The organism is Pantoea sp. SS70 (genome assembly GCF_029866845.1).
Classification (GTDB): Bacteria; Pseudomonadota; Gammaproteobacteria; order Enterobacterales; family Enterobacteriaceae; genus Pantoea; species Pantoea leporis.
Window position 1 is genome coordinate 4,115,976 of sequence record NZ_CP117199.1, and the last position, 20,736, is coordinate 4,136,711.

Genomic DNA, 20,736 nt, shown 5'->3' on the forward strand with positions numbered 1-20,736 from the left:
TTTATTTACCTGCTAATATTCTATTTCTATAATCGTAAAGTGATTTAATGACTTCTTTTTCAGTTTCAACAAGAAACTTACGATTATAAACCTCGCACATTTTGGAATTATCTGACCAACCCATAAGATAATTCCTCAATTTATCTTCTGAACATGTTTTAAGTTTATCTTTTGAAACAGATCTTGAAAATGCATAGTTCCAAGAGTGTCTTAACATATGCCCGGACAAATTATTCAAAATAAAGTTTTTATCTTTTATAGTTGATATGATTTTTTCATATGCATGGACAGTAAGAGGTTCTCCTTTATTTTTTCCATTACCATGAGTTACAAGTAGATAATCATGGATTTTATTCTTCGCATGTTCTTCTCTATCATTAAACACATAATCATAAACTGCATCAATTAGTTCCTCTTTTAATGGTATCTCTCTACTAAGAGTTTTAACTAATGGTTGTATTTTACGAATATCACTCTTGTCATCATGCCTTCTCTTAATTGTTACGATTTTCTTAACAAAATCGAAATCGATAATTTTCAAGTTTAGTAGCTCACCAGCTCTTATACCAAGATGATACAGAAGCAAAAAAACCAATCTATTACGAAGTCTCACATCAGAACTGAAGGGATTTTCATTGTTATCAATTTCCAGCAAATTGAATAGGGTAAAAATCTGTTCATCATTTAGTGTTTTTTCTTTTGCTTTAAAATTTTTATAGGATTTAGGGTTTGGTTTATTTGCCTTTATATTATCAATAAAGGAATTAACTTTTCGTTTGTCATTAATGCCATTTGCTTTATGAATTATGTCACATAACCATTTCAGGTATGTGCAAATTGTGTGTATTCGATATCCAAAAGTCCCTTTAGCAACATGGTTATCTATGGGTAATAATTTTTTCTTTTTTTTCAAATCTGATAAGTTTCTTCTTAAAACCTCAACAAGGTCCTCTATTTCAACAAGGGTAAAATACTGCCCTGTAGAAATCCTTTCCTCCAAGTCAATTTTATTTCGATTTAGAAATCGCATGAGGGCAATGATATTTGATGATGCAATTTCTACGGTTGAAACCGAAACTCTTTTTTTCCTTAATACGGAAGTAATGAAGAGGTTGGGATAGTATAATGGCATATCGTCCCCTTTATTAACGATTAGACAATATCTTTCACCATCACTCATAATTAACCTTCTAATTTTGTAGGGCATATTTTTATTAACCTCCTAAATTTTTACATTAAGTTATCATTCCGACATAATTTCTATTTGAATAGATTTTATTTTGCAAATTTTTTTTAAATAATCAGAGTTAATATAAAATAAATTTCGCTAAATTAATGAGTTAAAAAAAATTTCTTTCACGTGAAAGAAACCGGTATGGCTAGTTACGGATATCCCTACTCGATATTCAGTAAAACTTATTAAACCTTAAAGAAAAAGCGGTGCGAAAAAAAACGTTAAGAATTTCGTAAATTATAGATGTTTTCTAATTGAAAAAATTAACGGTTTTCAATAATAGAACTTGAAAATAGTTAAACATAATCGACTTAATTCTTCCGGGCATTTAATCAATGAGCACCATGTTTCAAAGATTTCAAATTGCTCCTTGTAGGTTTTAGATTTTATAAAATATAACGGATCTTCCACATTACCCACTAAATACTGACTTAATAATAAGACCTTTTCTCTATTTGCCATATTGTCTTCTAAAACTTCAATTTCGTGATAATTGAAGATGTAATGAAGTTGTTCTCCTAAATTTGCCATATGGTTTTCATCACTAACAAAAATTTCAATTTTCATTTAGCACTTCCTCTTTTTTTTTAAAACTTTCGTGACTCGCTGATTTTGTTGGCAATCCATTGGTCAACTTCTTCTTCAATAAAGGCTACTGATCTAACACCTAATTTGATAGGTTTAGGAAATAAATCCTTTGATATTAATAGGTAAATCCAAGATTTCCTGTATCCGGTTTTCCTAAGCACTTCTGTGAACCTAATTAATCGTGATTGTGATTTGTGCATGTGCAGTTCTCCCCATCTGTCGTTGGAGTGATACTAGCCTGCTGTCAAAGAGTGAAGAAAGGGACCAACAAAGAGGAAATATTTAGGAGGAAAATTTTAGATAAATTTTTGAAAGGATAAATTTTATTTTAACTTACCCCTTGACTCTGAATTTTATCATTTCAAAGACATGTGATCTTTGAGAAGTGTATCTCTGAACTCTCTGTTTTTATTGATGTAATGTTCTAAACTTCTACCTGTCTCACCCAATAGAATCCTATCGGCCATAGGACGGTCAGTGTCTTTAATATTGTCTTCACTTCTCAGAATTTGGCTCTCATGCGGATAGAGAACCCGAGCTATCACTGCATTTGGCATTGTAAATCCTTGCAAATTTGCCCAAATCAACAGATCAACGAGAGCCATAATTCTGAACTCAATGATTTTTTTCGTTTTACCGGGTCCATATTTCTCAATGGATTGTGGATTAGGGACTTTATGATGGTTTCTAAGTTTTTTTAGCTTGTGGTTCAATGAAGCAATAATTTCATCATCAGTGGACTTGTTTATATCGAATGATATAAATACTTCTGTCTTATTGGATTTAAATATAGATTTTTTTAATAATATTGAGATTGGTGATTTCATTCTTTCAGGTTTCATACTTCCTGATTTTTGATATATATCTTCAGAGTATTTCTTTAAGTGCCTTTCTATCTTCGCAATATCATTGAAGGTGATTTCATTTAAAACTTCAGATTTGTCATAAATTTCACTATTAGTATTAATATAATTGCTTAATATTACTTCACCAGTAAGTATACGTTCCATTTCATTTTCTTTAGTATGTGGTAATCCAAACATGCTAACTGATTCGTAAAATTCCTTCCTTATAAACATCTCCTTTTTTAAAGTTTCGAGACTGATATCCTCAAATGCTTTGTATTTTTTCAAATCGAACCATTCCAAAACCTCACTGTATACATCTTCTAATCTCTTTTTCATTTATGTAACTCACCTGAATTTATCAAGAATCAATTGTTTCATTACTACACCACAATTGTGGACTAAATCTTTCTCAAAGGTTTTCTGGCACCAGGATTTGCAAATTTTGATTGGTAAGAACCTATTGACTCTTCACCTGACTTAGGTGACTTATGATATAAACTGACAATACTATAAAATGGCTTGTTATTATCGAGTTGATATTCTAATACAAGAAAACACTCTGGGGCCAATCTGACATATAAATTTGTCTTGAATTTTTTGTTACCTTTATAGAATGATCCTCCACCCGTTGATAACTTTGCCCAAATCAATTCGCATGGTTCTCTTCTCAGTTTTTCAAACCATTTACCATGCCTTAATAAAATGTGTGTTAACCCAAATTCATTATCTCCCACTCGTAACCTGATAGGCATATCTCTTTTTTGACCTTTTATCGTATATGCGGGAAGTGTAGCCCAATCAATGTGACCATCAACTGTGACATACACATTGGGATGTCCTGTCATAGGAGAAAAAAATGGCTGTGACATATGATTCTTGATATATTATTAATTAGTTATAAACATATTTATACTATGACTTCTCCTTTTCCTAAAGCTTTTCTTGACTCTACTGATTATTTATGCCATCATTTCATCGTGCAGTTAGGAAGATGAGGTAGGATCGAACAAGTTGAGTCCCTGTTCCCTACGAATGCCATTGTGTTACCAACACCCTGTATAGGGTTCACAAAAGCGAGCTTGGCTGGGTTGAAAGTTACCCTAACCCTCTTCTAGCGAAGTCGGTCATACGAAGCTCGGCTGCACAACAAAAAGACCGCTTAATTGCGGTTTTTTTGTGTCTATTTTCGTCTCTAAGAACCCAAACTTTTTATCTTCACCCAGATAAATTTCTTTGTTCACACTGGTGGGTAGAAAGGGGAGTGGAAAAATTATTTCACTCACCATCATCGCTCAAGTCAATGATATTTAATACCTTTCTTGCAGTAGTCAACATTCAGATTCAGAATATTGAGTGATCACGCCCTCCATTAATAACGTCAAGTCCGTCATCCTACGGGCTTGACGGTTAATGTGGGTTAACGATTTATTGAGCGTGCCATGCGCGTGTAAGTATGTCGGATACCGCGAATGGCAATGCTGTAAGCCATGATATTTTCAGGCAATGCCATCCCGATGTAACCGGTGTCACCAATATGATGAAGATCTGCGCCCGCCATCTTACTCATTAACGCGATTTGACGAATGGTATTCACATCTGCCCCCTCTTGCGATGTCCCGATCGCGGTCATAGCCAAAGCGCCATGCGAATGAATACATTCAATGAGTGAGGCAACTTTCTGCTGACTCATACCCGGTAGTGTGCCGGGTGCAGGCACCAACACCACATCAACCCCTTGCTGCACGAACTCAGCAATATCTTGCTCGGTGAGGATGTCGCTGCCACTCTCCTGAACAATGCCAGCACCATGCATCTTACCGGTGATAATGAGTGCGCTGTTACCAACCGCCTCGCGGATCATTTTCGCCGCTTTAGCCAGCGCACGATTGCTCACACCGTTATTAGGATTGCCCGTGAGAACCAAAATTTTGGCTCCCATTTGCACCAAACGGCAGGCGTTTTCCGCTGTTGCCGCGCGCCCTGGCACCATTTGTAATTCATCAAGATGCGTGGCATCAAAATCAGGATCTACCGCTTCAAGATTGACCCCAATAATACGCCCGGTCAGCCGGCATATTTCATGTAAAGTTTGTTCCGGCGCAATGTTTGCGGGCATGCCATGAATAACAGGGTTTTCACTGTCGAACATGTTGATCAATACAATATCAGCCCCCTGAGAGGCCGCCAATTCGGCGTTAGTAATATTATGCAGCAAGGGTGAAGTCATGCCGATAGTTTCGCTGACTACTACCCGTCCTTCGCTGGCACGCACAGCATATATCAACGCATCTTTATCCATCGGCAGCAGCTCGGAAGCTGAGCAATCCAGCAAACGTTTATGTGTCATAGAATTTATTCTCTTTGGTAAGCATCAGATTAAGATCGGGAAATTATGCATAAAATAACAGTTAGGGATCCAAAAGATATTCGCCCTGATCAACTCTTCGTAAATATCCCCTGTACCAGGTAGCGAAAGCTATACATGAAAAAAATGTTCATCATCAGGCAACGCCTTATTTCATTTTAAATAAGACATTTTCTTTTCCGTGTATAAGAAATGTCTCTAATTTTAAATTTTCTCCTTAATATCTCTAGCACAAAACTTATTAATGCCCTAAGGATGAAAAGAAAAATACCCTGTTTTTCTGAATATTACTCGTGATCGTAATATTTTACTTTTCCTATTAATTTTTTCGAGAAACCTGTCGCCCTTCAATTCGTGCACATGCAATGGATCGTTTAAGGAAAGCGAATTTTATGCTCATCACTGTCGCGGTTCTTTTCCTTTGCGCCTTCAAACACCCATATAGGAACAGGTAAATATTATGAGATTTAACAAGATGTCAGTCGCACTCGGCTTGGGATTGATGATGACCGCCAGCATGGCTAACGCTGTCAATAGCCAGGGTGCAGGTACTGTCACCATTAAGGGCTCAATTATTGATGCACCTTGTTCAATCAACCCAGGCTCGCAGGATCAAACCATTGATCTGGGTCAGGTATCGAAAAAGCAGTTGGCAGCGGGTGGTAAATCAACACCGGTACCCTTCAACATCAAACTGGAGAATTGCGATTTCACCGCAGGTAAAGATGTGAGTGTGACCTTTACCGGACAGGCCTCTGCTGCCGTACCGACTCTAATTGGCATGACCGGTACCGCTAGCGGTGCCAGCATTGGCCTGACAGATGGCTCAGGCCAGCTAATTAAATTGGGTCAGCCATCAACCATGACTCTGCAGAATGGTAGCAACACTTTGTCGTTCTCTGCATATCTGCAGGGTGATGGTGCCTCTGCAACCATCACACCGGGGGTATTTCAAAGCACCGTCGACTTTAGCCTGGATTATCAGTAATCGTTTTCCACGCTAATTAGAGACATGCGTAATCTGCGCATCTCTTGTTTATTTCAACAGGGTGTTAGTAGTATGTCAGTCCATACCAGGAACTCATTTCCTTTTCAAAATAACTGGCGCTTACGCCCGTTAGTAATTGCTTTATCATTGGCTTTTTTTAGCAGTGCATTAGCAGAGGAAGTTGAGTTTAATCTGGACAACATGGATATTTCCGACCGGGAAAACATTGATATGAGTCAATTTTCCCGGGCAGGTTATATGATGCCTGGTCAATATGACATGGCAATCAAAATTAATGACAATGAATCACCCACCGAGGAGGTTACTTTTTTACCGTCTGAACATGATGAAAACGAAACTGTCGCCTGCTTAACACCAAAAATGATGGCAGGCTTCGGTTTAAAGAAGTCATGGTTAGATAAAGTTACCTACTGGAATAATGAAAAATGTGCCCGGCTTGATATCATGCCGGGTATCATTTTGCGTCCTGATCTCGCGTCATCAACGCTCTACATGAGTGTTCCTCAGGCATATATTGAATATCAAACTGCTAACTGGGATCCCCCTTCACGCTGGGACGAAGGGATTGCTGGATTTATTGCGGATTATAACACCAATTTTAATTACTCCTCCCCGGCACAAGGCAGTGAATCACGCGAATTAAGCGGTAATGGCGTGGTAGGTGTCAACGCCGGTCCCTGGCGTATGCGTGCGTTCTGGAATGGTACTCATTACACTGCCAATAACACTAAAACCTCTACTTTTAACTGGAATCAATATCAGGCATTTAGGGCAATCAAACCTTGGGGCGCAAAATTAATTATTGGTCAAAATGACCTCGCCAGTGATGTGTTTGAAAATGCACGCTATGTTGGCGCCAGCCTTATTAGTGATGATAGCCAGTTACCCCCCAATTTGCGTGGATACGCACCGGAGGTCCGTGGCGTGGCGAAGACCAATGCAAAAGTCACCATTAGTCACGCTGGACGTGTGTTATATGAAAGCCAGGTGGCTCCCGGTCCTTTTATTATTCAGGACTTGAGCGACTCTATTACTGGCACGCTGGATGTCAAAGTTGAAGAGCAAGATGGCAGCATTCAGACCTTTCAGGTCGAAACCGCATCTGTTCCCTATCTTAGTCGCCCTGGACAGGTTCGCTTTAAGGCGGCGGTAGGGCAAACGACAGACGATAGATTTCATCTGCAGAATGAAAGGTTAATGGCAGGGGAATTCTCATGGGGTATTAGTAACGGTTGGTCGCTGCTCGGGGGTGGATTATCCTCTGGAAAATATCATGCCGCGTCGTTGGGTGCAGGGCGTGACCTCTTATCGTTTGGGGCCCTGGCACTCACCGCAACCCAATCTTATGCAAAGCTGCCTAATAACCAAACGCGCTCTGGCGGCTCCTATAGCCTGAGTTATTCTAAACGCTTCGAAAACTATGACACGCAGGTTACCTTCGCAGGTTATCGCTTTACGGAGAAGAGCTATCTTAGTCTAAATCAATATCTTGAGGCGAGCCGTAAGCATTTGGTTATTCGTAATAATGCAGCGAATAAGCAGACCTATACCGTTTCACTTAATAAACAATTCCGTACACTCGGCGTCAGCGCATTTTTAAATTATAACTATCAGACTTACTGGAATCGTCAGGCGACCAGCCGCTGGAATATGTCGTTTGCGCGTTATTTCGATGTGGGAAATTTTAAAAACGTCAGTTTCAATCTCTCCGCCTATCGCGCACAAAATTCAGGTATACAAGATGACGGAGTGTTCTTAAGCCTGAACGTGCCTTTCGGGACCTCATCGGGCTTGAATATCAATGCACAAAATTCAGATGCCGGCCAAATCAATAGCCTGAGTTGGTATAACCGCATGGATGAACGCAACAGTTATCGCTTAGGCGCCAATGTCGATCGCCAACAACGAAGCGCTTACAGTGGCTACTACACCCATACCGGCGATAACACGCTAACGAACTATAGTGCCAGTTATAAACCCGGTCAGTATCGCTCCGCAGCCCTGTCCATGCAGGGGGGATTAACGGCCACAGCACATGGAGCAGCATTACATCGCACCATAATACCTGGAGGCACGCGTCTGATGCTGGATACTGAAGGTATTAGCGATGTGCCCATTAAGTCTTCCGGTGCGGCCACTCATAGCAACAAATTCGGAAAAGCGGTACTGGCGGATGTCAGTAGCTATATACGTAATCAGGCACATCTGGATATCAACCAACTCAACGATGACATTGAAGCGGAGTCGCCCGTTTTGCAATTAACCTTAACCGAAGGCGCCATTGGCTATCGTCGCTTTCGATTAATTAAAGGTCAAAAGCTAATGGCGGTTATTCGCCTAAGTGATGGCAGTTATCCGCCGTTTGGCGCGAGCGTATTAAGTAAAGGGCGTGAGACCGGCATTGTTGATGAGATGGGTAGCGTCTGGCTTAGTGGTGTAAACCCTGAAATGCTGATGGATGTTCGCTGGAACGGCAATATTCAATGCCAAATTACCTTCCCAAAAATATTACCCATTGATGAGAGTGGAGAAACAAACCTGCTGCTTCCGTGTACAGAAAAAGAATAATTTTGCGCATTAAAGTTTGTTGAGTATCTGTCGCTCTATTACCCCAGACATATAGAGTGAGTATTAATTTTATGAACCTGAAGGCTTCTCTCGCTACCGTGGCGATGCTGTTTGGCGCTATGATTTTTTCACAAAGCACGCTGGCTGCTGTTGCATTGGATCGCACCCGCGTCATTTATGACGGCGCTGAACGCTCAATCAGTTTGAATATCAGCAATGAAAATAAAGCGCGTCCGTATCTGGCGCAAAGCTGGCTGGAAGATGAGCAAGGAAAAAAAATAAAGTCGCCGCTTATGGCGCTCCCTCCAGTTCAGCGTATTGAGCCGGGTCATAAAAGCGCGATTAAAATCCAATCTTTACCTGCCGCAAAATCATTGCCTCAGGATCGTGAATCTTTGTTTTACTTTAATTTGCGCGAGATTCCGCCACGCAGTGAAAAACAAAACGTATTACAAATTGCGTTACAGACCCGCATCAAACTATTTTATCGTCCAGAAAAATTAATGATCGATCCACGAGCTTCAATCAAACCCGTACAAAATCAACTCACGTTGAAAAAAAACGGTGATCAATACACGGTGATAAATCCTACCGGATATTATGTCACGCTGATTACTGCAGCCAGTCATGTTGATGGTAAAGAAGAAAGTGATTTTAAACCGATCATGATTCCGCCACAAGGCAGTGCCGCTATTAACGTAAAAGCCAGTAAGTTAGGTTCGCATCCGGTATTAAGCTATATCGACGATTTCGGCGGTCGGCCAAAATTGACATTCAGTTGCAAAGCCAATGTGTGCCGTGTCACCGATAGCCGCGAATAAGCATGAACAGCATGAAGTGGCTGGTCATCTTCTTCGCACTGCTGCACTGCAAAATGCTCTTCTCAGCGCCGATCGCGCCGCATGAAGAAATTATCCCCGGCACGAATAGATATCCAATTAATGTGTCGGGGATTATCGTCAGCTCCCAATGTACTTTGAATGGTGATCGAGAAAGTCGTGTTAACTTCGGCGATATCATCATTCAACTAATTGATGGTATCCGGTTCAGTAAATCGGTGCCATTCACCGTCACGTGTCCGGGAGCTTTCAACGGGGAGCAGGAAGTTTTTATCTCAGCTACAGCGGCGGTGTTTGATAAAAATGTCATTTCTACCACCAACAGCAATGTGGGCATCAAATTAATATTAAACGGTAAAGACATTGAAATAAATAAAGCACACAATATTGACTGGCGAGTATCAAACACATTGATTGCCGTACCGGTTAAAAACAAGGTCAAAGTCACAGCGGGGGAATTTACTGCAACCGCTACCATGGTATTGAATGTTCGTTGAGAAGACGCGGAATGCAGATCTTAAAAATAATGTTCTGTCCACTGATCATTACATTTGCGTTGCATAGCACGTTGTCTAGTGCCAATGCAGGCGTCAATTTTTCAGGAAAGCTGATTAACGTCCCGTGTAAAATTGACAATAATAATGATATTGATGTTAACTTTGGCGACAGTGTGGATATTAATGAAATAGATGGCCTGAAATACACTGAATTGCTAACGCTGTCGATTAAGTGTGATGAAAACTATTCCGAAAACCTTTACTTCCGTGTATCGGGCAACGCAGCAATATTTGATAAAGCAGCAATACGCACTAACATCACTAACGTTGGGATAAAATTCATCAATGGTAAAGATGGCACACCACTCGAAATAAACAAAAAATACAATTACGTGCAGACAGGTGATTTTTCTCTAAAGGTGGTACCTGTTAAAAAATCTGGTTCAATACCCTTGCCAGGTAAGTTAACAATAAGTGCTCAACTGATTGTCGAGCCTCAGTGAATGAAAACTGCAATGCTCATACTGTCACTCTTTATTTATTGTTGTAATTCACACGCTGTGAAAATAAATTTTTCAGCCACACTGATCAGTATTAATTGCGTAATAAACAATGACAAACCGGCAGACGTTGATTTTGGTGATGCAGTAGGAGTAAATCATGTTGATGGTGTGAGATATCAACAGCGTGTTCCCATCAGTATCGTATGTCGGACCCCGCCGGGAAAACAGCTGGAACTGGCATTTTTGGGCATAACCAGCAATTTTGATGCCAGCGCATTATTCACAGGGATTGATGATTTAGGTATCAGGATAATGCAAAATAATCAACCCATTATAATCAATCAGCGCTTTACGCTTGATGATCTTACGCAGCCAATATTTTATGCCGTTCCGATAAAGCGAGCTGGCAGCGCTTTGAAAAGCGGACGTTTTAAAGCGCTTGCAACGCTTGTTATTAAATACGAGTAATGATTATGCGCTTCCATATTATGTTAATAACTCTGCTATCAACATGTTCTATAAACGCCTTTGCAGCTGCTGACTTTTCTTTTACAGGCGGATTAGTGCAGGAACCCTGCATTCTCGACCCCAACAGCAGTGATATTGTTATTGATTTTGGCAGCGTCATTAATAAATTTCTTTATCGCTATCAACGTACCGCAGGTATTTCCATAACGCTTAATTTACAGGGTTGCGATACCTCAACATCCGATAAACTCTCAATCACCTTTAAGGCAACAGAAGATGTGCAACAAGCGGGCATGATGGCACTTGATCCATCCAGTACCGCAAAAGGCATCGCCATTGGCGTTGAAGAAAAAGGTATTTTTATTCCGATAAACAAAAGCGTCGAGAGGATTTTCCATTCTGGTGACAACAAAATGGTCTATCACTTATTCCTGTCTGCTAATCGTGAAAGCATTAAAAATAACGAATTACATCCCGGTACAATCAATGCCAGCGCAACCGTAGAACTGGAGTATCACTAATGAGCATTTTTAAACTCATCATTTATTTTATTTGCATAATTACTCCTGCATCAGCACAAGCCACAATCATCAGCCATAATGTTTATTTTTCCTGGGTAGGGAAATATACTACCTTTCGTGTTTATGTTGATCACTGGGATGAAGATAGCCCTTTAAAAAATCCGTGTTATAAGCAGCCGGGCTGTAAAATCGCGTCCTTTCCCGAAAATAATAATGTTCCTGCTGACATTCATGCGCCAAATGTTTTATTCGCAGAAAACTATGCAACCATTGGCGAACTGGGAAAAGCGTATAAAGCTAAATATCCTTTATCGACAGAACATACCTTCCAGATAGACGGATGGTCCACTGATTATAATTGTTTCCGACTGGCAACATTTCAAAATGATTGGCATGATGCAACCTTTCTGCCTGATAATATATGTATCAGAGATCATAAATATCCTGTTAGTTGTTCACTTTTGGGTGATACTAATCTCTATCACGGCTATGTTTCTGATAAAAGCATAAACGGTAATACTGCTCAAACGCAGTTAACACTATCCTGTAGCTCAGCGGCAACGGCAAAAATTTACGCGGTAGGGTTTAACACCAATATTGTCTCACTCCGTTCGGATGACAGTTTGCAGACTGAATTAAAAGTCAACGATCAAGATGCTTCTGAAGGCATTGAGATTGAAGTTAATTCAGCCGACTCGCTGGCAACGTTTACGCTTAGCTCAACGCTGCGTACTCATGGAGCAGTCACACCTGGCGCATTTAATGGTGCCGGCACGCTCATCATTTCCGCTTATTGATTAGAAGAAAACCATGTTTTTCAGCCCTACTGTTCGCAAGCCCCCATTTACTACATTGCTTGTTTCATTGGTCGTGGCGAGCGACTTAATATTGATGCTGCAAGTTTACGTTGCCAATATGGGCGGTTCAGGTTTTCGCCTGCCGCAAAATCTTATTACGCTCATTTTTATGGGCACCTGTATTTTTATCGTGGCAATAAAATGCCTCTTTTCGCCCCCCTCAACGGACGGGGTGCGAGTGGCAAAGGTGACACCGACATGGCTGCTAGCGTTTCTGATCCTTAGCCAGCCCGTACTCTGTACGTTTTACGGCAATCATGATGTGACCTTACTCCCCCAGTTAACTGCCTATGCTCTGGCAGTGCTGTTTTACCTGGCCATGCTACAAATCCCCCTTTCGCCAAACGTTAAAAGGCTCTGGCTGGTATGCATTATTGCTGCGGCCGTGGCGCAAGCGATGCTGGCGCTATGCCAACTCTTCATGACGGGGGCAAATAACTGGATGGAATTTCCGGCAGATGGCACCCGCATCTATGGCATTTTCCAGCAGGTAAATTTACTGGGTAGTTTTCTGGCTACTGGCTGGACATTAGCCCTGTATTTTAGCTTTAAGGCGCGTCATGGCGGGCTTCGTTTACTATCGGCAGCGATCATGGCTGTATTGCTGGTGATTTTGATGATCATCCAGTCTCGCGTTGCCTGGCTTGGTGCGTCGGCCAGTAGCGCTTTACTTATCTGGACATTCCGCCGGCATCGCCATTGGCGGCAACACCTCTTGATTGGCTTACCGATTGCATTAGCAATTGTGATAGCTTGCCAGACCCTGCTCGCGTATGCCCCCATGGCGGGATTACAAAAAGTGGATAAAACCCATTCAACGGCAGGCCGTGTGCAGATGATCACGCACAGCCTGCATATGATCGCCGAACGTCCTTTACGTGGTTGGGGTGCCGGTCGTTTTGAGCACGATTATCTGCTGCACGTACGTGAGGAAACGGCGCATCCGTTGAATTCTCGTCCCCCAACGCACCCGCATAATGAAATCCTGTTTCAGTGGGTGGAAAATGGGGTTATTGCGCTGGCGGGAGTGGCACTAATAATTTGGGCGTGGTTCAAGCCCGTCGTAACCGGTAGCCCTTATGCAAGACGACGCGCCTTTACGTTTTGGGCGATGACCTTACCTATCGTGACCCATCTGCTTTTTGAGTATCCACTCTACCAGTCCGCGCCGCATGGTCTGGTATTACTACTGCTAATCCGTCTGATGCAATCTGAGTCAGATCTGCAAAGCCTGACTCTGCGCCCGTTAGCGCATTACGCTGCAACTGGGTTTGTCACCCTTTTTGCTCTCGCTTTGATGGTTTTTGCGGCAACAGGTTTGCACACCAATGCCATCCTGACGCAAATTGAGCGCAACAGGTTTGCTGATTTTTCCCATGCTGAGCAACTTATTAATCCTTACGCCCAATGGGAGCGCTATCAGTTTGATGCAAACCTTCATCGTCTAATGACGTTCAACAGCACAAACGATGTCGGGCAATTAATCCAATTCAAAGTGTGGGCCAGGGAATACCTGACAAAGCACCATGATGCCAATGTAACCTACTCACTGCTTAAAATTGCCATGTTGCAGGGAGACATGGAATGGCAACAGAGACTGCATCAGCGCGGTCATCAGCTTTTTCCTGAAGACAAACGCTTTAATCTTCCTGAGCAAAGTAAATAAAGCGTAAAGATTAGTGTGTCCTTATTAACAGACAGTTCTTAATCCACTATGTGATGGCTATTTTGACTTCTTTAGGACGAGTTTACCCTGCTGTTTTTAAAGGGAATGAATAAAAGGTGATAGAATGAGGCCGTTCTAACCATGAATGTGCTCAATCCTGAGGATTGCAGAGATTGGGTAACATTGACGGCACTTTTTGCTAAAGTGCTGGTCGTAATCAATACAGTTGTACCGCTCCAGGAACTCAGGGACCCTTTTTCTTCGTGCGATACATTTTTCCCCGACATGAAGGCGTTATGACGAAATCCAGGCAGTTCCGTTCCAAACTTCTGCATCCCCGTTATTGGTTTACCTGGTTTGGGCTAGGTGTGCTGTGGCTGCTGGTGCAACTTCCTTACCCCATTCTGATCCGGCTTGGTGCTGGCGCTGGCAAATTGTCGCGTCACTTCCTGAAGCGCCGCGAACGCATCACCCGTCGCAATATCGAGCTGTGCTTCCCCAATATTAAGGAAGAGAAAATCGAGGCGATGATCGCCGGCAACTTCGAATCGCTAGGAATGGCGCTGGCAGAAACCGGCATTGCCTGGTTCTGGTCTGATGCACGCGTGCGTCGTTACTTCGAAGTGCATGGTCTGGAAAACCTGCAGCACGCACAAAGCCACCAGCGTGGTGTGATGGTCATCGGTGTGCACTTTATGTCGCTGGAGCTGGGCGGCCGCATTACCGGTTTATGCCAGCCAATGATGGCGATGTATCGTCCGCACAATAATCAGGCGATGGAATGGGCACAAACCAAAGGTCGCATGCGTTCGAATAAAGCGATGATCGATCGTCGCGATTTGCGCGGCATGGTGCAGGCGCTGAAAAAAGGCGAAGCGGTTTGGTTCGCACCGGATCAGGATTACGGCCCCAAAGGCAGCGTGTTTGCTCCGCTGTTTGCGGTGAAACAAGCGGCGACCACCAACGGCACCTATGTTTTGTCTCGTCTGGCAAAACCGGCAATGCTGACCATCGTATTGATTCGTAACCAGGATAAGAGCGGTTATCAGCTGATTATTCAGCCTGAACTGGAAAATTATCCGTATGAAGATGAAGCCGCTGCCGCTGCTTACATGAATCGCGTGATTGAGAATGAAATTCTGCGCGCGCCCGACCAATATCTGTGGCTGCATCGTCGCTTCAAAACCCGTCCGCCGGGTGAAGCGTCTCTCTATATCTAATGTCTTGATGCAGCAGGTCTTCACCTGCTGCTCATTTTCTCTGCTCACATTTAACAACCATTCTTAACGAAAAACAGGTTTGTCAAAATCTGCCCCGCCTCTTGTAATGGTCGCCTTCACCTCTCTTTGACCAGAACCATGACACAGCACTTTCACTGCAAATTTCTCGCGCTGGCCGTTGCCACTGCGCTGCTGGCCAGTTGTGCCAATCCACACGGCTTACACCCCAAAAACACGCTGCTTGATGCTAACGCTCTGCAAGCCAGTCAATCCCTGAAAAACGCGCATTTCAGCGCCGCGAATTGGCCAAAAAGCGCATGGTGGCAAGGTTTTAACGATGCTCAACTCAATCGACTGATTAATGATGCGATGGCATCCAGCCCGGATTTGCAGGTAGTCAACGCGCAAGCGGATAAAGCCAATGCACAAGTGATTGCCGCCGATGCCGAACGCTATCCGGATGTCGATCTCAACGCGGGCATTACGCGCTCGCGTGTGGCAAAAGTGGATGATCCGCTGCTGGAGGGGAAAAGCTATAGCACGCTGCGCACCGCTAACGTTGGCTTGAGCTACACCTTCGATTTATGGGGCGGCAAAAAAGATGCCGCTGAAGCCGCATTGGGTCAAGCACGTGCCAGCGAGTTGGATCGTCAGGCCAGTCAGTTAACGCTGGCCGCGAACGTGACGCGAGCGTGGAACAACCTTAATCTCGCCTGGAATAATGCCGAACTGGCGCAGCAGAATGCCGAACGCGCGGCGGGTATTGCCAAAATCCAGCAGCAATATGTCAGCGCTGGACTCACTTCCGATTACCAATATAAGCAGGCGCTGTCGCAGCAGAAAACCGCGCAAGCCGAATTGACGCAAGCTAAACAGCAAGTCACTGATGCCGGTATTCAGCTTTCGACGCTGATAGGTAAAGGCCCGGATTACTGGCATCAGCTAAAACCGGCGCAGATGAATGTTCCAGTCGCCGCCATGCTGCCAAACGCCATTCCGGCCGAACTGCTGGGTCGTCGTCCGGATGTGGTGGCCGCGCGCTGGCGCGTTGAAGCGGCATCAAAACAGATCGCCGCCAGCAAAACCGAGTTCTATCCCAACATCAATTTGGTGGCCGAAGCCGGCACCAAATCACTGCTCAGCGATGCCTTCTTTGGTGCGCCAAGCCGCTTCTTTAATGTGGGACCGAGTTTATCATTGCCAATCTTTGACGCGGGCAAACGTCGCGCCGATTTAGCAGAGAGCGACGCCGATTACGATCTGGCGGTGGCGCAGTACAACAAATTGCTGATTAGTTCACTGGGCAATATCAGCGGCACCATTACTCAGTTGCAGTCGATTCAGGATCAGCTGGCGCAACAGGAAAGCGCCAACCAGCTGATTCACAGCGCGTGGGATGATTTGCATCGTGAATACGCAGCGGGCTTGCGTCCTTATCTTGATGTGCTGACAATCCAAAATCAGCTGATTGAATCCGACCAAAAACGGGTGGCGCTGAAGGCGCAGCAGATTAACCTTGCAGTGGTTTTGATAGAAGATTTGGGCGGCGGATTCCAGAGCTCCAACTCTAAAGTTTAAAGAGTCACCATCAATGGCGGCACTACGCAGGAATGTGCCGATTTTGTCGGCTGGCATTCTACCGTGCATTGATGAATCATAGTCCGCACTGTGTAATTACCTGCGGACTATTATGATGGAACAGAATATTGAGGCTGGCTGGTTGCGGCCTCTGATTGCCGACCGACTAACACCCTACCTCGAAATTGATGCAGCGCGCCTGCAACGCAACCTGCAACAGATGCAGCAAAAAGCCGATGCCGCTGGCGTCACGCTACGTCCTCATATCAAAACCCATAAAAGCGTCTGGATTGCTGAGCAACAGCGCATGCTCGGCGCGCGCGGCATTACCGTATCTAAACCGAGTGAAGGCATCGCTTTTATTATCGGTGGGGAACGCGATCTGCTGCTGGCTTACCCAATTGTGCATGCCGATACGCTGAAAGAACTTTTGGCGGTGGCCGTACAACATCAGGCGCGCATTACCTGCATTGCGGATTGCACGCATGGCGTGGCGGCAATAGCGGCTGCACATCAGCGCCAGCCCGATTGCCAGCTGGCGTTAGCCATCAAAGTGGATGTGGGATTACATCGCATCGGTGTTGATCCGCACGGCGATGCCGCCGTTACGCTGGCGCAGCAGATACAGGGTGCGGGCCTCACGTTTGCCGGGCTGGTTTCTCATGCCGGTCACGCTTATGGCGCAGGCAACGCCGCAGCGATTGCCGACGTTGCCCTGCAGGAAATCACATGGATGCGTGCTCTGCAGCAGCGCCTGATTGCCGCTGGTTTTGCGCACTGCCCGATTTCAGTCGGTTCAACGCCAACGGCATTGGCGGCACCCGTCGCGCAGGGCAGCGATGAAATCCGCCCCGGCAATTATGCGCTGCTCGATCTTACCGCATGGCGTTTAGGTCTTTGCACGCCAGAGGCGTTGGCGCTGAGCGTGGTAACGCGCGTGGTAGCGGTCAATCCGCACTTCGCCATTATTGATGCCGGTTCCAAAATGCTTAGCTCTGACAAAGGGCCGCACGGCACCAATGCCAGCGGATTTGGTATCGCCGTCGATGAGCAAGGCAATCATTATGAAGTATTGAAGCTGTCGGAGGAGCATGGTTTCCTGCAATATGCTGAACAGGCACCCACCGTTGGCGCGCTGCTGCGCATCTTCCCTAACCACAGCTGCGCGGTGGTTGCGCAGTCCGATCGCTTCGTGCTGCGCCATGCTGATGATACGGGTGAAGAGCAGGCTATTCAGGGACGCGGCAAGTTTATCTGATTACAGCGTTTTCACGGAAACCGCTGCTGACCCACACTTCCATGACCGGGCCGTTTGCAGCCCGGTATCAGCGTGCTTTAATGGCTGTATCACATCAGGAGGTCCCATGCTGCCATCTCAGACCGTCACACTAACGGTTCCACGCAACTGGTTAGATTTGTATGAAACCATCTGGAAACCGGAATGCTTTGCCAAATGGGCTAGCGGACTCAGCGCCAGTACGCTGACGCAGGAAGGGAACAGCTGGAAAGCCAAAGGTCCCGAGGGAACGGTAAAGATTCGCTTTACCCCACACAATCCCTTTGGCGTGATGGATCACTGGATTGATACCGGAACGGGTAAAGAGATTTATATGCCGATGCGGGTGATTGCCAATGAGCAAGGTGCGGAAGTGGTGATGGTGGTTTATCGTCAAGCATTCATGTCTGACGAGAAGTTTGCCGAGGATGTTGCATGGGTAAAACGCGACCTGGAACAGCTTCTTCATCTGTTAACTCATTAGAATCAATGGATTATGCAGAGATCGCTTCTTTAACGCATGCTGGAATCAATCAATAAAAATCGCTTACTTTTTTGCTCAGTAGCGTTTAACTGTTTTGCTCAAACCTTCACGTATTTATCTGCTAATCACCAGTTAGGCTTAAGCATCCTCAACAGGAAAATTCCTGGTGAGGATGTGCAGAAAAATGCTGAGTGCCTCTGATTTATCAAAGTTTTTTCTTTTTTTCTTTATCACTGATCCATTCAACCCTATGGAATGAAGAAAAGCACTAATAAATAGTAAATCACTCGCCTTATATATTCTGATGCAAATTCTGAAACCATTTATTCCTGCGGTCTATTTATAGGAGTTTTCTGATGGTGTTAAATTAATTAAAACACGGTATAACTCATTTCACACACAGCAGTAACCATAATAACAACAGCAGGGAAATAACATGGATCGCTCAACCTATCCTTTGTTATCAGAAAAAGAATTTGTTGAGATTGCCAGCCGGATGCTGGCCGGGGAATATATAAACTCAAAGGGATTTTATAATGATCTTACGGATTTCCTCCGCACAGGAGGAGATACCATTAAGACAACAACATCATTAAGCGCCAGGGTCATCTTAATAAATTCAGAACATCATTTAATTGAACGCATTTTTACGTGGCAAAACCTGAAAGGTATATCAGGGCTGCGTCAGGATGCGCTGCATTGATGTAAGCTGTGCTTTGGCCTGTGGCCAGAGTAAACCCTTAATTGCACTGGTACATGTACCATAATGAGCAGAATATGGCGATAAGAGAAAAAAATCTGACCAACGCTAAATGGTCAATTTTGTCATCGATTAAAATCGTCGGCATTGGTGTTTTACAACTTTCACTTCTGGCACAAATACTCCAGGCAAACGAGTTAAATTTACTCGCCATTGCTATTGTAATGTTATTGATTATTGACACACTGGCCGATCGCGGATTTGGCAATGCCATTATCAGAACAAAAAACCTGAACAATAGCGATCTCTCAATATTATATTGGGGGAATGTATTAAGCGGACTCGCTATTTTTGCTGCGCTATTTATTGGTAGCGATATTTCTAGTCGAATGATGAATCAACCCGAAATGGCAATAATGCTGGAAATGATTTCGGTCATCTTCATTATTATTCCACAGGGGCAACATTATCGCGCCATATTACAGCGGGAAAACCAATTTTCACGCATCGCTTTCGCGGAAACATCTTCTGTGCTGGTGGGATTAAGCGTCACACTGTTTACAGTGTGGCTGACACCTTCAGTGCTGTGCGCCATCTGGGGCTACCTCGCCATGGTATCCATCAGAATGCTGATTTACTGCTACTACGGTCGCTCCTGGTTCCAGCCAGAATACCGCTTTAGCCTGAAAAGTTTCGCTAACGTGCGAGCAAGAAACGGATAATAAAAACAAGTCTGTATGGTGGGCTCTGGGCATCTGAAAAGATGCGTTCGCGTGCTGGTCGCCAGCACGCTTTTTTCTTTTCAGGCTTCCAGTAACTCTTCCAGTGACTGAAAACTGAGTTCGCTTAATTTGCCGTTACGCTGCAAGCGCAACCAACTCACTATCATGCGTAACTCATCAATCACCATATAGAGATCGGCCATATCATTCTTGCTTTTAACCTGCAGTCGCGCCAGTGCATTGAGTTTGTGTGCATTCACTGTTTTATGACTGATGCCCAGGCGAATGCCGATGTGCTCAACGCTGTAACCCCACGCCATCATCAGTAGCACCCGTAATTGCCTGTCTGGCAAAAGAATATCCGCACCTTCAACTAACTGAATTTGGGCATTAGTGTTGATGCTGGTGAGAAGACGGCTGGAAAGTATCTGACGAGATGATTTTAAGTCCAACACCGTCAGCGAAGGCAGGTAACGACTGAGCGCATGCATCAGCGGTAACAAACGCCGCGTCAGCACCACGATTTGCATCGTGGGAAACTGCTGCTGTAAGGCGTAAAGCACTTTTAAGGTGCCGGTTAGCGGCATATTTTCATGAAAGATACACACCAGCAAACGCGGTTTCATCTTTTCGCACTTCGCCATGACCGTGCTGAGAGACCATAGCTCATGCAGCTGAAACGCAACAGGTAACGAGGACAAAAGACTCTCAAGCCCCAGCGCCGCCAGTTTGTCAGAGGAGAAAAAGAGAATGTCTTCGTTACGAGTTTTCATGCCTGTCCAATAGTTGCTAC

The 20,736-nt window shown here is 44.3% G+C and carries 22 protein-coding genes; 15 read left to right on the plus strand and 7 right to left on the minus strand.

Going from position 1 to position 20,736, the window contains the following annotated elements; genetic code table 11:
- Position 1: 1 nt before the first annotated feature.
- From PO881_RS19075 to PO881_RS19100, 6 genes are all read right to left on the minus strand, one after another.
- A complete protein-coding gene (locus PO881_RS19075) occupies positions 2-1,180 on the minus strand; it encodes a site-specific integrase (RefSeq protein ID WP_280172238.1) in 1,179 nt (392 codons plus the stop codon).
- Positions 1,181-1,507: 327 nt separating this feature from the next.
- Positions 1,508-1,801 carry a hypothetical protein gene (locus PO881_RS19080; protein WP_280172239.1) on the minus strand — a complete coding sequence of 98 codons (294 nt, stop codon included), beginning with the start codon at positions 1,799-1,801 and terminating at the stop codon, positions 1,508-1,510.
- Positions 1,802-1,821: 20 nt separating this feature from the next.
- The gene (locus PO881_RS19085) at positions 1,822-2,022 is read right to left on the minus strand and encodes an AlpA family transcriptional regulator (protein WP_280172240.1); all 201 of its coding nucleotides are present in this window, start codon (positions 2,020-2,022) and stop codon (positions 1,822-1,824) included.
- A 156-nt stretch (positions 2,023-2,178) separates the two neighbouring features.
- Positions 2,179-3,006 (minus strand): DUF6387 family protein, encoded by an 828-nt coding sequence (locus tag PO881_RS19090; protein ID WP_280172241.1) that lies wholly within the window; start codon positions 3,004-3,006, stop codon positions 2,179-2,181.
- Between the two features lie 62 nt (positions 3,007-3,068).
- Entirely contained in the window at positions 3,069-3,539 is a 471-nt protein-coding gene (locus PO881_RS19095; RefSeq protein ID WP_280172242.1) for a hypothetical protein, read from the minus strand.
- A gap of 548 nt (positions 3,540-4,087) precedes the next feature.
- Positions 4,088-5,017, minus strand: a complete 930-nt coding sequence (locus PO881_RS19100; protein ID WP_192415289.1) for a haloacid dehalogenase-like hydrolase — start codon at positions 5,015-5,017, stop codon at positions 4,088-4,090.
- Positions 5,018-5,495: 478 nt separating this feature from the next.
- Between PO881_RS19100 and PO881_RS19105 the strand changes: the two genes are divergently transcribed.
- The 15 genes from PO881_RS19105 to PO881_RS19175 all read left to right on the plus strand — a co-directional run bounded on the left by PO881_RS19105 (position 5,496) and on the right by PO881_RS19175 (position 19,943).
- A complete protein-coding gene (locus PO881_RS19105) occupies positions 5,496-6,023 on the plus strand; it encodes a fimbrial protein (protein ID WP_280172243.1) in 528 nt (175 codons plus the stop codon).
- Between the two features lie 72 nt (positions 6,024-6,095).
- Entirely contained in the window at positions 6,096-8,612 is a 2,517-nt protein-coding gene (locus PO881_RS19110; RefSeq protein WP_280172244.1) for a fimbria/pilus outer membrane usher protein, read from the plus strand.
- A gap of 71 nt (positions 8,613-8,683) precedes the next feature.
- Positions 8,684-9,433, plus strand: coding sequence for a fimbria/pilus periplasmic chaperone (locus PO881_RS19115; protein ID WP_271461475.1), 750 nt, complete (start codon positions 8,684-8,686; stop codon positions 9,431-9,433).
- Positions 9,434-9,444: 11 nt separating this feature from the next.
- A complete protein-coding gene (locus tag PO881_RS19120; RefSeq protein WP_277974284.1) occupies positions 9,445-9,948 on the plus strand; it encodes a fimbrial protein in 504 nt (167 codons plus the stop codon).
- A gap of 11 nt (positions 9,949-9,959) precedes the next feature.
- Positions 9,960-10,451: a fimbrial protein gene (locus PO881_RS19125; RefSeq protein WP_277974285.1), complete on the plus strand. Its 492-nt coding sequence runs from the start codon at positions 9,960-9,962 to the stop codon at positions 10,449-10,451.
- Positions 10,452-10,919 (plus strand): fimbrial protein, encoded by a 468-nt coding sequence (locus PO881_RS19130; RefSeq protein WP_277974286.1) that lies wholly within the window; start codon positions 10,452-10,454, stop codon positions 10,917-10,919.
- Positions 10,920-10,924: 5 nt separating this feature from the next.
- A complete protein-coding gene (locus PO881_RS19135) occupies positions 10,925-11,440 on the plus strand; it encodes a fimbrial protein (RefSeq protein ID WP_277974287.1) in 516 nt (171 codons plus the stop codon).
- Entirely contained in the window at positions 11,440-12,237 is a 798-nt protein-coding gene (locus PO881_RS19140) for a hypothetical protein (RefSeq protein WP_277974288.1), read from the plus strand. Before PO881_RS19135 ends, PO881_RS19140 begins: the two co-directional genes overlap by 1 nt.
- A gap of 13 nt (positions 12,238-12,250) precedes the next feature.
- A complete protein-coding gene (locus tag PO881_RS19145; RefSeq protein WP_280172245.1) occupies positions 12,251-13,963 on the plus strand; it encodes a Wzy polymerase domain-containing protein in 1,713 nt (570 codons plus the stop codon).
- A gap of 296 nt (positions 13,964-14,259) precedes the next feature.
- Positions 14,260-15,183 carry a kdo(2)-lipid IV(A) palmitoleoyltransferase gene (gene lpxP / locus PO881_RS19150; RefSeq protein ID WP_101760701.1) on the plus strand — a complete coding sequence of 308 codons (924 nt, stop codon included), beginning with the start codon at positions 14,260-14,262 and terminating at the stop codon, positions 15,181-15,183.
- A 138-nt stretch (positions 15,184-15,321) separates the two neighbouring features.
- Positions 15,322-16,761: an efflux transporter outer membrane subunit gene (locus tag PO881_RS19155; protein ID WP_280172246.1), complete on the plus strand. Its 1,440-nt coding sequence runs from the start codon at positions 15,322-15,324 to the stop codon at positions 16,759-16,761.
- 115 nt (positions 16,762-16,876) lie between these two features.
- Entirely contained in the window at positions 16,877-18,019 is a 1,143-nt protein-coding gene (locus PO881_RS19160) for an alanine racemase (protein WP_280172923.1), read from the plus strand.
- Between the two features lie 106 nt (positions 18,020-18,125).
- Complete coding sequence (locus tag PO881_RS19165; protein WP_101760704.1) at positions 18,126-18,521, plus strand: polyketide cyclase; 396 nt, start codon at positions 18,126-18,128, stop codon at positions 18,519-18,521.
- 436 nt (positions 18,522-18,957) lie between these two features.
- Positions 18,958-19,224 (plus strand): hypothetical protein, encoded by a 267-nt coding sequence (locus PO881_RS19170; protein ID WP_137386792.1) that lies wholly within the window; start codon positions 18,958-18,960, stop codon positions 19,222-19,224.
- Between the two features lie 74 nt (positions 19,225-19,298).
- Positions 19,299-19,943, plus strand: coding sequence for an oligosaccharide flippase family protein (locus tag PO881_RS19175; RefSeq protein WP_137386793.1), 645 nt, complete (start codon positions 19,299-19,301; stop codon positions 19,941-19,943).
- Between the two features lie 80 nt (positions 19,944-20,023).
- Here PO881_RS19175 and PO881_RS19180 read toward each other — a convergent pair whose 3' ends face one another.
- Positions 20,024-20,716, minus strand: coding sequence for a LuxR C-terminal-related transcriptional regulator (locus PO881_RS19180; protein ID WP_280172247.1), 693 nt, complete (start codon positions 20,714-20,716; stop codon positions 20,024-20,026).
- Positions 20,717-20,736 lie beyond the last annotated feature (20 nt).